Annotated in this window: 10 protein-coding genes; 6 read left to right on the top strand and 4 right to left on the bottom strand. The window is 57.9% G+C overall.

Annotation, left to right across the window (positions count from 1 at the left end; translation table 11 throughout):
- Nucleotides 1-37: 37 nt before the first annotated feature.
- Both C470_RS14335 and C470_RS14330 read right to left on the bottom strand, forming a co-directional pair.
- Nucleotides 38-613, bottom strand: a complete 576-nt coding sequence (locus tag C470_RS14335; protein ID WP_008368159.1) for a hypothetical protein — start codon at nucleotides 611-613, stop codon at nucleotides 38-40.
- 290 nt (nucleotides 614-903) lie between these two features.
- Nucleotides 904-1509, bottom strand: a complete 606-nt coding sequence (locus tag C470_RS14330) for a hypothetical protein (protein ID WP_008368157.1) — start codon at nucleotides 1507-1509, stop codon at nucleotides 904-906.
- A gap of 102 nt (nucleotides 1510-1611) precedes the next feature.
- On the opposite strand from C470_RS14330, the gene C470_RS14325 reads away from it, so the two are divergent.
- The gene (locus tag C470_RS14325) at nucleotides 1612-2412 is read left to right on the top strand and encodes a DUF429 domain-containing protein (protein ID WP_008368155.1); all 801 of its coding nucleotides are present in this window, start codon (nucleotides 1612-1614) and stop codon (nucleotides 2410-2412) included.
- A gap of 100 nt (nucleotides 2413-2512) precedes the next feature.
- Here the strand turns inward: C470_RS14325 and C470_RS15450 are convergent, their stop codons facing one another.
- Nucleotides 2513-3742, bottom strand: a complete 1230-nt coding sequence (locus C470_RS15450; RefSeq protein ID WP_082226698.1) for a PDDEXK-like family protein — start codon at nucleotides 3740-3742, stop codon at nucleotides 2513-2515.
- Between the two features lie 54 nt (nucleotides 3743-3796).
- Between C470_RS15450 and C470_RS14315 the strand changes: the two genes are divergently transcribed.
- On the top strand, nucleotides 3797-4207 hold the full coding sequence (locus C470_RS14315) for a 7-cyano-7-deazaguanine synthase (protein ID WP_082226696.1): 411 nt from the start codon (nucleotides 3797-3799) through the stop codon (nucleotides 4205-4207).
- Nucleotides 4208-4321: 114 nt separating this feature from the next.
- Entirely contained in the window at nucleotides 4322-4486 is a 165-nt protein-coding gene (locus C470_RS15445) for a ribbon-helix-helix domain-containing protein (RefSeq protein WP_008368149.1), read from the top strand.
- Nucleotides 4487-4634: 148 nt separating this feature from the next.
- Here the strand turns inward: C470_RS15445 and C470_RS15440 are convergent, their stop codons facing one another.
- Nucleotides 4635-6332, bottom strand: coding sequence for an ATP-dependent nuclease (locus tag C470_RS15440; RefSeq protein ID WP_008368147.1), 1698 nt, complete (start codon nucleotides 6330-6332; stop codon nucleotides 4635-4637).
- A gap of 312 nt (nucleotides 6333-6644) precedes the next feature.
- Here C470_RS15440 and C470_RS14310 point away from each other — a divergent pair, with 312 nt between their 5' ends.
- From C470_RS14310 to C470_RS14300, 3 genes are read left to right on the top strand one after another with little or no spacing between them, the layout of a single operon-like run.
- On the top strand, nucleotides 6645-8045 hold the full coding sequence (locus tag C470_RS14310; RefSeq protein ID WP_008368145.1) for a metallophosphoesterase family protein: 1401 nt from the start codon (nucleotides 6645-6647) through the stop codon (nucleotides 8043-8045).
- A complete protein-coding gene (locus C470_RS14305; RefSeq protein WP_008368143.1) occupies nucleotides 8042-10765 on the top strand; it encodes an AAA family ATPase in 2724 nt (907 codons plus the stop codon). Before C470_RS14310 ends, C470_RS14305 begins: the two co-directional genes overlap by 4 nt.
- Nucleotides 10765-11994 (top strand): DNA double-strand break repair nuclease NurA, encoded by a 1230-nt coding sequence (locus C470_RS14300; protein WP_008368140.1) that lies wholly within the window; start codon nucleotides 10765-10767, stop codon nucleotides 11992-11994. The genes C470_RS14305 and C470_RS14300 overlap by 1 nt, the downstream gene beginning before the upstream one ends.
- The last annotated feature ends 16 nt before the right edge of the window (nucleotides 11995-12010 follow it).

Raw genomic sequence — 12010 nt, 5'->3', positions numbered from 1 at the left:
TGTCCATCACCTGCCGAGCGTCGCGTCGATTGTCGTGTCATTGGGTGCTCCGTGTCGGTGTTAGCGATTTCACGTTGAACTCTGATTTCGAGCAGTACTGTTCCGCGAGCCGCCCCAGATCACGCGTCCGCAGCACGTCCGCCACGTTATGCGACGCGAGCGCCGCGAACTCCCCGTTCTCGAACGCCGTCACCGCCTCGCTGCTCTCCGCGAACGGGTCAAGCTCGCCGTACGTCCCGTCGCACAGCACGTCGTACGCGCCGTCGAGGTCGCCGTGCTCGTCACCGTCAACGGTCGTGTTGAACCGCTTCGTGACGAGCGGCAGCACGTCCGCGTACGGCACGTCGGTGAACGGCCACGGGATGTCGAGGCGCGCGAACCGCGTACGGAGAAACGGGAGGTCGAACCCGCCGCGCCACCGCTCCCCGTTGTACGCGACAAGCAGCACATCCGCGTCCCGGAACCGCTCCTCAACGAACCCAGAGACGGCCGTCAACAACCCGTGCTCCGACGCGTGCGTCGACGTCTTCACGACCACGTCCCCGCCGACCTCACCGATATCAGGAGCGGTGCGGTCACTCGTGTTCACGAACACGCGGACTCCGAGCGGCACTGCGAACCCGACTACTGTGTCTGAGCAGGGAAATCAAAAGCAAGAATCCGATCAAGATGAGATAATATCTATAATCGAACAAGAGATTCAAAACGTTATCAGCTCGGAGTGATACAATATTCTCGTTAAACGTTGAAGATCGGCGGTGGAGTTACCTGTCTCTGTTGATTCAAGCTCATTGATTGCGTCTAGGAGCAATCCCGCGTAGTTGAGTTAATCAACGTACTCGTGTTACTTACTGAGAATTTCAATGAAGTCGAGCATCTCTATATTTGGAATACTCTCGTGAGTCAGTACAGTTCAGATGCGCCACCAATCACTTGCTCTAACCGCCATGTGTTGCTCAGCACGTCGCTTTTGTCGTCGGTACCACCAGTAGTCAGAATTCCAAGATGGTAGAGTTGGTATTTGAATTGGAAGTGGATCCCGGATTTGTAGATCGTCGGATCAGTGAGTACGGACTGGTAAATGTCGCCGTCTGCGGTGAGAACGTCATCGCGGCGGTGCTGGGTGAAGAATACTTCGACGGCAAGTGGCTGGTTGATGTGTGTGGCTTCGAGTGCGACGTCGGCGAGCGTTGCGTCACGGGTCCCGTTCTGGTGGATCCGTTCGAGCGCGGTGATGATGAGCTGCGTGGGCTCGTATTGGATGGCGACGGAGCGGGCGAGTTGTGCCCATTGTGGAGCGAGCTCTGTGAACCTCGTTGATCTGCCTGTCCACGTGTCGAACTCGGCGAGCGCAGCCGTGACAGTGCCGTGCTGGTCGCGGGCGAAGCGGACGACTTCTGCGCCGAGGTGCGTAAGTGAGTCGCCGTTCGGCTGGTCGTCGACGAGGTTCAACAGAATAGCACCACGCCGCCCACCAGAGATGGCGTTGATGACGTTGTCGGTGTACACGGTGTCGGTGTCACCGTCGGCAGCGAGTGCGAGCGCGTCAGGGGCGGTCCAAAGACATCGGTGAGAGGTGAACGTTATGTACCCGGACTGAGGCGTCAGTGCATGAGCGAGGCCACCTGGCGCGACATCGGAGCAGATCGGGCGGACGGGTCATGGATTGCAGTTGGTTACACGGCCAATGGAGCCGTTGAGGCCGCGCTCTTCGATACCATCGGCGACCTCTGGGATGCACACCGAGTGACCGCTCGGCGGATCGTCGTCGATGTCCCGATCGGCCTGTGTGGCTCGCGCGACGACGACTCGGCCTGCTGTGTCGAGACCGATGGCGAGCGCTCGCGCCGGTGTGACGACCTCGCGCGCCCCGTGATCGGCCCGCGTTCATCGTCCGTCTTCACGGCGCCGTCTCGACCCGCAGTACGGCTGGCCGCCGAAGGCGCAGAATACAGCGAGGTGAACGAAATGAACAGATCCCACACTGGGAAGGGTCTCACACAGCAGGCCGCAAACATTGCCCCGGGAATCGTCGAGGTTGAGGAGTTCCTCTTAGACACGGAAGCGACGGACACCGTTTTTGAGGGACACCCCGAGGTGTGTTTCCGAGCGTTTGGGTCGACGCCGCTGTCACACAGCAAAAAGACCGCTCCGGGCGTCGTCGAGCGTCTCTCGTTACTGGAGTCGGTTCCGGAGTACACCGAGGGTTCTTGGCGAACAGTCGTGCAGTCGGTTGCCGACGGTGACGTTGAGCCTGCCGCCGACGACGTGATCGACGCGCTGGCGCTCGCGCTGACGGCGCGTGCACCCGATGATGCGTTCCACCACCTACCGAGCGACCCTCCGACCGACGCGAAGGGGCTTCCAATGGAGATGGTGTACCGCCGTGCCAAGCCGTTCTCGGAGGCCTAACCGGCGTAAACACGCTCCGACGAGGAGGCTAATGAAGCTGGCTTACCGACTGATTTCAGAACTCTGGCGGACATCGTGGAGTTGACTCTCTGGCAGAAGCTTAGTACGGAGGTGTAAAGGAGTCGAGGGCGTCTTCGAGTTGTGCGAGGATGTTGATCCCTTCTTGGAGTCCGCGAATCGTCTCGTCGGGGCACGTAAAATCGAACAGGATCTGCTTGGAGTAGACGTGATACGGATTCCGATCGGCGTCGCAGGAGTCGGGTAGTTCGTCGCGGACTAGGTTGAATCCGCCCTCCGCAAGACGCTGCTTGTCTCGCCTGGAAAGCTGGTCCAGCAAATGGTCCCGGGCGTGTTCGGGATTATCTGTGTAGGAGAGTGTGATCTCGATATGTGAATTTCTCGTTCGGTATGCGTCATGTGTACTCGGATGCTGTTCGCGGGAGGTCAATCGCTTGGGGGTAGCCTGTATCTCGAAACGGAGCGTATCCGGCCACGCTTCTTTCCGGAGGCGAAGATATTTCGTTCGAGCCTCAACTCGGGAGCGGGTGGCTTCCCAACCGTCGGAACCCTCCACCATCGGCGGATGCGCGTCCGCAAGCCAGTTCCAGAACGCACTCAGTAGTCGCTGTCGGTCGGATTCAACGGAGGCAAAATCGACGTCGATCTCGAAGTCAGCAACCAACGATGGAAACCGCAGTTGCAGTTCAGTTGAGGGCGAAATTCCGGTTGAGCCGGTGAGGTGGTCCGTGATCGTCCCCGTCCATTCTCGAATCCGAATGACATCCTTATTTTGTTCGATCTGTCCGATGTGCGGTGTGATCAACTCTCCAATCGTTTTCCATGTGATTCGATTGGCGATGAATCTCGGATCGTGGGACGAATCACTAGTGACGTATACGTACTCCCAGTGATCGAATGCACCTCCGTCACGATTTTTGGAGCCGTCGACAACCGCTTCTAAGTAATCTGTTTGCCGGCTCCACTGATCGGTGCCGAGCTGGCCTCGGGTTTTGATTTCCAGGCAAACGATTGTTTCGGACACCTCTATAACGATATCTAGTTCGGTGTTTTCGGGCAGTTGGTCGAACGTGGTCACCGTTGCGTTTTCGAGATCGGCCGAGAGATCGATATTTACCTTTGACGAAAGATCCTTGAGAAACACGTCACCCAACCCATGAGTTCCGTTTGGATCGAGGAGCCAAGCCAACATTCGAGTATGAGCCCGTTCATCTTGTCCGATCCCTAGGATATCGAACATCGCCGTCGGTTCGTCATTCAACTCGTCAAGTAGTTCGATGAAACGGTCACTGCTAACACCTGACTCTTGCATTGAACCTACTGCGAAGGAGCGAGATAATAAAATGATGCCGCCGACCAGAGGTATATCCGTGCTCAGGACGTCGCCTTCCGGAACCCGAACCTGTTGTCGATGGCGTCGTCGTACGCGGAAGCGACTGAGTCGAAGGCGCTGTTCATCGGTGCTCACTCAGAAGATTTCTCCGGGTACCCTGATTGTCGCCCGGCCTTTTTCGACGCCTTTCAGAACGTGATCGATGTCGGGACGAAACCGGAAACAGAGATTGAGTTGAAGTCTCTGTTCGTCGAGTGGTCGAAAACGGAAATCGCGGAGCGCGAGTTGGAGCTCGGTGTGCCGTACGAGTCGACGTGGTCGTGTTACCGTGGCGAGGAGCCGGCGTGTGGGGCGTGTGACGCGTGTGCGTTCCGGCTTGAGGCGTTCCGGAACGCCGAGTCACGCGATCCGATTGCGTATGTTGAGCGGCCGGAGTTCTCGTAACCTATCGGCCCAGATTCTATTCATTTCTCGGCAGTCTGAGTGTACTACTGGACTCTGGCTGGGATTGGTGTGGTGTGCGACACTGTGAAGATATTCCTCTGCGAATACGAGTAGATGCCGAAGGTGAGTGTGGAAATTTCTCAAGGATTGCTTGATGACCTCGATGATCACGTTGGTGACGAGGGTAAGCTCGTCAACGGTAGTGATGCTATTCGGACATCAATTCGGAAGGCGCTGGATATGCTCGATGAGATCGATGCCCGACACGGGGCGGTTTGAGTCAGGCAAAACAGAATCTCACTTGTCTTAACCAACAGAAGCGAAGAATCCGATGCGTCGAATGCTGGAAAAGGTTATAATACGATAGAACAATCTAAACCCGTCTGATCTTTCTAACTAAAACGCCATTTCCATCGTAGATTAGCAGTTATAACTGATCCGTGACTCTATCCAAGAATTCGTGAAGTTCTTCGATTTCTTCGCCTTCTCTATACATCGCTTCGACAATCTCTACACCTTGCTTTTTGTCGTAATGTTTGCCAGAGTCTGGTTCTTCGATGTGACCACACTCTATACATCTCCGCTCTTCTAACGACGCTCCCTCTTCGCCAACATGCTCTGTCGCAATTGCGGAACGGAGCTTTTGAGGGATGTTCTCATAGTCTCCGACAAACCCGGGGTCTACGTCAAGTCCACGTGTTTCATTGATTCCAGTTGCTGAGAAGTAGTTCTCTATCTCTCGTTTTTCCAGAATGTGTGCGAATGCTCGTAGTCCTCTACAGTCTGCTTGGATCTGCTGTACGGCTTCTGAAGGAGTATCATCCTCTTGCCGGCGATCGCTGTCCAACAAGAAGCAGAAGTTGCGGTTGATTTCCTCCAAATCCTCTGGGTTACAGTTCTGGATATTGCCTGTTCCACCGAGGTGTTGGATTGTTATATTTTTCCGCTCCCAGTCCTCAATATACTCCTGCGCTACAGTTCGGAGGATACTCGCGTCAGTAGGGCCTTCAGTGTAAATGACGAAGTCGCTTTGAAGTATGTCGCTGTTCCGCGCACCCAGTTCTTCTACTGCGGAGAGATAGTCTTCGTCGATCGTCCGAATCGATGTTACCCCCTCTTCTCGCTGTACGAGATGGAGGTCGCCACGACCCCGACGATCGATGAAGATTGGCGAGTGTGTGGACAGCATTATTTGCCCTCCGGATCGGGCAATCTGTTTGAGCGATCCCAGCATTTCTCGTTTCGCTTCGGGGTGGAGCCAAACGCCTGGCTCTTCAAAAAGGAGGAAGTACCCCTCATCGACGTGCCGATCCCGATAGGCCTCGACCAGCGAAAGAACAAACATGCTTCCAACCCCCGAGCCACGTTCCCCGACTGGAACGGGCGTGTCGGTGGAGTGATCCTTGACCGTAATCGAGGGAGTGAACGCTTTTCCCAGGTCAATCTCTCCGGGATTGACATTCACTTGGCTGATTGAGTCCATTCGGCTCACCAGCCGGCCTTCGATGAGGTCTGAGAGATCTCCAACCTCATCTTGGAGCTCCTCTTCAAGTGATTCCCGCTTTTGGCTGAGTGACTCGCTATCGTGGAGGAGCGGGCTCAGGAGACGATCGATCCACGTGTTGGACTTGAACTTGGTCTGCTCGGAGATATCCCGCTCAGCGGGAATGTAGATAGGCTCGGGGATGTGCGACCAAATTCGCTCGCGCGACGGTTTCTTATTGAGTTCTTCGCCATCGTCTACAATCGTCCCTTTACCTAGTGTTTCCTGCTCGTCTTCTCCCAATAGTGTTGTCCGGGATGGTGCGCGTTCCCCGTTATTAGTGTACTTTCGGACGATCTTAAGAGTCCCGTCCGAGGTGTCTACAGAGTCCGTGAGTTGGTCCGACAATTCATCTGGAATCCCTTCAAATCGTCCAGTGAAGACTAATTCCTCTGATTCACCCATGTGGAAGTGGTTGGGTTCGGGCTTTCCCTTCTCTTCGAGGAAGATCCTAACCGCTTCCAGAAACGATGATTTGCCTGCGTCGTTCTTTCCAATCAGTACTGAGAGTTCTTCGATTGATTCGAAACCATCCTCTTCTATCGGTTTGAACCTCTTAACATGAAATTCACTTAATCTCATTTTAGTGTCAGAACCCGATTAACAATAATATAGAGGTAATTTAAGAACATTACGATAGGTATATTTACAGATTGTATCTACAAAGATCTCCACAGCTTCCCCCGGGGGTTGGCTCCTTTCATCTACCCGCATCTTGGATGTATCAGCTATAATGACATCCCCTTGTAGAAGCCGACAGCGCATTCAAGATACGCGGTAGCTGATTTGAGTGTCGCCCGTGGTGCGTAGCAATTGAATTACGCGTCTTGATTCTCTTTTTACTTTCACCCCGCCGAGGGTGGGTTTATATCCCCGCCGGGAAGTGATACACGTGTGACGAGATTCCTCCATTTGGCGGATATTCATCTCGGTCGGCAGCAGTACGGCGTACCGCAGCGGGCGACTGATGCGAAACTCTCGTTCCAGCACGCGCTGTCGCAAGTTTCGGCTGAGGATGCCGACGCAATACTACTCCCGGGCGACTTGTTCGATAGCCGGGACGTGCGGCCGGAGACGCTCGCATCGGTGGAAGACGTTCTTGCGGATGTCGAGGTGCCGGTGATCGTGAGTCCGGGGAATCATGATCAGAACATGAGTCGCCGACGGGATTTGACGTGGTTACAGTATCTGAATAACAAGGGACTGATCACGTTGTTGTCGGCTGATTTCGCTGATGACCGCGTGTCGTTCGCTCCGACTGACGCGGAGTCTCCGCGGGAGGGTGGCGGCGGGTACGTTGATTTGGAGACGGACGAGGGGACGGTTCGCGTGTTCGGTGTTCAGTACCGCGGGGCGTACATGGAACGCCAGATTCCGGTTGTCGTGGACGGGATCGAAGCTGTGAACGCGGCTGAAGGGGAGCCGGCGGCGACGGTGGTGTTGGCGCACTTCGGGGTGGATGACGCGGTGCCGGATCTGGGTGCGACGGTGTCGGTCGCGTCGTTGACGCCGCTGATGGACGCGGTGGATTACGTGGCGCTCGGCCACATTCACAAGCGGTACGAGGTGGAGAACGTGTATAACCCGGGGAGTTTGGAAGCGTTCTCGGTTCAGGAGGGACGGTGGGACGACGCGCACGGGTACTACGTGGTGGATGCGGCTGACTGGTCGGCGGATCACCGCGTGTCGAAGCGACGGCCGTACGTGACAGTCGAGTTTGATGTGTCGGGGTACCGGACGTTCGACGATCTGCGCGCGGCGTTCGAGGACGCGGTGCGTGACGAGCAAGGCAGGGTTGAGAGTGTGTGTAGCAACGCCGAGTTCCAGACAGGTGACGGGTCGCGTCGTGATCCGATTGTGAACCTGCGGTTAACGGGGACGCTGTTGCTTGATCACGTCGCGTTCGACGTCGATGCGTTACGAGACATCACAGAGGAGACGCTGGGGGCGTTGTACGTACAGCCGACGGATAACACGGAGCGGAAAGCGATTCAGGAGCTGCTCGGCGATATTGACCGTGACGAGGCGTTCGCGGCTGACGGAACGGTGAACACGGACGCGTTACAGGAACGCGTGTTCACGACGCTCGCTGAGGAGTCGCGGTACAGTACCGCCGCGGACGACGTCGCGGCGACGCTCGACGAACTAGAGGGACTCGTCACCGAGGACGACGCCGGTGTCGGTGAGGCGGCGTCGTACTTGCGAGAGCGCCGCCGGGAGTTGTTCCCGGACGGCGTCGGCGAGCCGGGGGAGACGGACGAGGCGGCCGCCGCTGAAGGAGGTGAGGCGGAGTGACGGTCGTTATCGAATCGGTGACGTTAGAGGATTTCAAGAGTTACGCGGACCGGACGACGATCGAACTCGGCGACGGCGTCACGGCGATCGTCGGGGAGAACGGATCGGGGAAAAGCACGGTACAGGAAGCGATCGGGTTCGCGTTGTTCGACACGCACCCGTTCGACAATCAAGACCGGCTCGTGCGAGATGGCGAGAATTCCGGCCACGTCGAAGTGACGTTCCGGGTCGTCGAGACGGGCGAGGTGTACACGGTGCGGCGTTGGGCGGGGCGGTACAAGTTCGACGTGCTCGATGCGAACGGGGACGCGCTCGGACTGGACACCGGGTCGGCGATCAAAGAGTGGGTCGCGGAGAAACTCGGCGTGGACGACGCGGACGATTTATCGGAAGTGTGGGAGCGGAGCGTCGGGGTGCCGCAGACGAGTTTCCTCGCGGACTTCACGCAAAGCGAGAAGGAGCGCGTGGATACGTTCGACCCGTTGTTCGATATCGAGCGGTACCGGGAGGCGTACAAATCGCTGAGCGGTCTGGAAAGCGAATTCGACGAGGAAATCACCGCGAAAAACGAGGAAGTCAGCGAACTCCGCGGCGAGTTGAGTAACCTACCAGACGTCGAATCGGAAGTCGAAGAGTTAGAAGACAAGTTACGGGAGCATGAGGCGGAGATTGCGACGATAGAACACCGTGTGACGGTACTACAGGCAGAGCACACGGCGCTTGAGGAAGTCGAGGCTGCGCTTGATGAGAAGCGGGGTGAGTTGGAATCGCTTGAGGACACGAAGATCCCCTCGGCAGAGCGGGAGCTTGAACAAGCCGAGGAAGCGTTGGCGGACGCCGAGGCTGCCGTCGAAACGCTGTCCGACGTCGAAGACGAGTACGAGGCACACCGCGAGGCAGAGAGCGAGCGTGAACGGTTGGAGGAGGAAATCGCTAAGCGCGATGAGTTGGTCGATGAACGCGACGAAATCGAAGGAGAAATCGAGCGAAAGCAGGCCAAAGCTGAGCAGAAAGAGGAGGCGGTTGAGACGGCAGAGCAGGCCAAGGAGCGGCTCGAAGAACTCGAACCGGACGTCGAGGAGTACCGAGAGTTAGAGACGGAGGTCGAGGAACTGGAGGAGGCCGAAGAGCGGATCGCTGAGATCGATTCGGAGATCAGCGAGTACGAATCCGAGATTTCGGACCTCGAAGACGAAATCGCGGAACTGGAAGATCAGATCGAGGCTGCTGAGGCGCGGCGTGACGAGGCCGAGAAACTCGAAACTCTGCGCGACGAGCGTCATGAGTTGTCTGTCGAACGAGAGTCGCTCGAAAAAGAAGTAGAGGAGTTAGAAGCGCAAAACGAGGAGTTGCGGGAAATCGATGTGGATGAGGCATCGGACGTGCCGTGTCCGACGTGTGATCGGCCGATCACGGCCGAGCACCACGATTCGGTGATCGAGGAGAATACGGAGCGAATCGAGGAGATCGAGTCGTCGGAACTCCCGCGGATCGACTCGCGGCTCAACGAACTCGCCGATGACATTGATGATGCTGAGGCCGCGGCCGACGCGGTGTCGGAAATCCCTACACACGAGTCCGAGATCGATGATCTGCGTGAGAAAATCGGAAACCTCGAATCGACTATCGAGGAGTTACAGAGCGAGCAGTCCGAGCTCGAAGCCCGCACCGACGATCTCCCTGAGAAGCAGCGTCGCCTCAAAGCACTCGATGGCGTTGAAACTGAGTACACGACAGCGAAGACACGGTACGAGGATAACGAGTCCGCTGAAGCAGAGTTGGAGTCGCTCCGGGAGCGTATCGAAGAGTTAGAGGCTGAAGTTGCGGAGCTCGACGAAGAAATCGCGTCGTACGGTGATCTTGATTCGGAGCTTGAAGCGGTCAAAGAGACGTTAGCGGAGACGAAGGAAGGGTATGAAACGTACATCGCTCACGAGGAAGAGGCGGGTAAACGTGACAAGCGAGAAGATGCGGTCGAGGAAGCGGAGTCAGAGTTAGCAGATCTCCGATCTGAAGCGGAGAGGGTCCGAGAGGAGATCAGCGAGTTGGAGTCGGAGTTCGACGAGGACCGGTTCGAGGCCCTAAATACCGATATTGATGCGTTCGAAGCAGAGAAAAACCAGCTCACAGGGAAGCGAGAGACCGTTGAAGAGAATTTGAATGACAAACAGAGCAAGCTGGACGATCTGTACGAAAAGCAGTCGGAAAAGGAAGCGCTCGAAGTGGAGATTACTGAGCTGGAACGTGACAAGCGGTTTGCCGGGTGGTCGCGGAATACGTTACAGCAGGGGGCGGCGGATTTGCGTGAGTTGATCACGACGGAGATCGGGCACCGCGCGAATGAGGTGTTTCAGCAGCTCCGCGGGAATCCGACGGAGACGCTGGTGTGGGATAAGACGTACAACCTCCGTGTCCGCGTGAAGGGGCAGGACAAGCCGTTCGATTCGCTGTCCGGCGGGGAGAAGATGGCGGCGGCGCTCGCGGTCCGGTTAGCGATTCTCGAACGGTTGGCGAGCGTCGGGATGGCGTTCCTCGACGAGCCGACGGCGAACCTGGACACGGAGAAGAAGCAGAACCTCGTGAATCAGTTGGAGTCGCTGGAGGGGCTCGGGCAGTTGACTGTGGTGAGTCACGACCGGACGTTCGAGGCGATGACTGAGCGCGCGGTCGTGCTCGAAAAGGACGAGACTGACGAGGTGACGCGGGTGGTGTCTCAGTAATGCCGTTGTACCCTGAACGCGTCGCCGAGCAACTGGAAGCGAACAAAGCGGAGATTCACCGGTTCACGCACGATGACACGCGTGTCGTCGAAGTGTACCGTGACCGGCTCCGTGACGCGGTGACTGAGTCGCAAGCGGCGGTTCGTGACGCGGTCGGTGATGACCGCGACTCGTACCCGGGCGCGGTCCCGACGCGCGAATGGGACGCGGTGTCGGGCCCGGTCGTGCCGTTCGACGCGTCGGTGCCGTGGGATAATCACGAGGCGGTGAACGAGTTCGCGGCCGACGTGTTAGCGGGCGTGTCGACGGTGGCGGCGGACGGGTCGGAGATCGGGCCGACGCGCGAGTTCACCGTCCCGCTCGGCCTGGTACAGACAGCGTGGTGCCGGAACGGGCACTCACCGTCCCGCGATTACGAGGAGGACGTCTCAATGCGGCTGCTCGTTCCTGCGGACTTGACGGAGGACCGTGATGACGGGCGGCGGTACGTGGACGGGCAGGCACCGGCGCACGAACGGTACCGCGAGGAGGCGCGGACGATCATCGATTGTATCGAGCGGTTCGCTGATGTGACGCCGCCGCCGGTCGTGTTGTACGACGGGCCGCTCGTCCCGTCGTTCGCCAACACGTTCGCGCCGGACGTCCGGGACGAGTATTACCGTGAGCCGATGTCGATGGTGTTGGCGGCGTCGGAACACCACGGCGTCCCGGTCGTCGGGTACACGGCCGGGAGCGGCAGCACGAACCTGGCGAAACTGCTGCGCCGGCGGTACCCGGACGCGTTGGGTGACCGGCCGTTCGTCGCGGACTCCCGGATCCTGGACCCATTCATCGACCACTGGGGCGACCGGTCGCAGTTATTCAGCAACCGGCAAGACGGCGCGGTTGACGCGTTAACGACGCAGTACCGCGGCGAGGACTACGAGTTCTGGGACGACGTGTTGTTCGCGTACCTCAACGTTCCGGGCGGGGACGCCCTCGATCGCGTCGAGCTTCCCGGGTGGGTGCTTCGGGACGACCGGGCGGAGTACGTGTTCGACGTCGTGCGAGCGGAAGCCGGCGTCGGGCGCGGGTACCCAGAGATACTCCAGCAGGCCGACGCCAACGCGGTGCTCGACACCGGGGCGAAAAACCGGTTCCTGGCGCTCGTACAGGAGTTCGCCGACGAACACGACTTACCGATCGAGTGGGACGCGAAAGCCCTCTCGAAGGAACGTCGCCGCCGATAACACAATCACACAACTC

Origin of the sequence: Halorubrum distributum JCM 13561, from assembly GCF_000337395.1 — an archaeon.
In the GTDB taxonomy this organism is placed as follows: Archaea; Halobacteriota; Halobacteria; order Halobacteriales; family Haloferacaceae; genus Halorubrum; species Halorubrum distributum.
Note: the sequence above shows the minus strand (reverse complement) of the source record. Positions and strands in the feature narration are given on the sequence as shown.

Excerpts from the sequence above, each read along its gene's own strand:
- C470_RS14325 (WP_008368155.1), top strand. The coding sequence starts at position 1,612 with ATGAGCGAGGCCACCTGGCGCGACATCGGAGCAGATCGGGCGGACGGG.
- C470_RS15450 (WP_082226698.1), bottom strand. The coding sequence starts at position 3,742 with ATGCAAGAGTCAGGTGTTAGCAGTGACCGTTTCATCGAACTACTTGAC.
- C470_RS15445 (WP_008368149.1), top strand. The coding sequence starts at position 4,322 with ATGCCGAAGGTGAGTGTGGAAATTTCTCAAGGATTGCTTGATGACCTC.
- C470_RS15440 (WP_008368147.1), bottom strand. The coding sequence starts at position 6,332 with ATGAGATTAAGTGAATTTCATGTTAAGAGGTTCAAACCGATAGAAGAG.
- C470_RS14300 (WP_008368140.1), top strand. The coding sequence starts at position 10,765 with ATGCCGTTGTACCCTGAACGCGTCGCCGAGCAACTGGAAGCGAACAAA.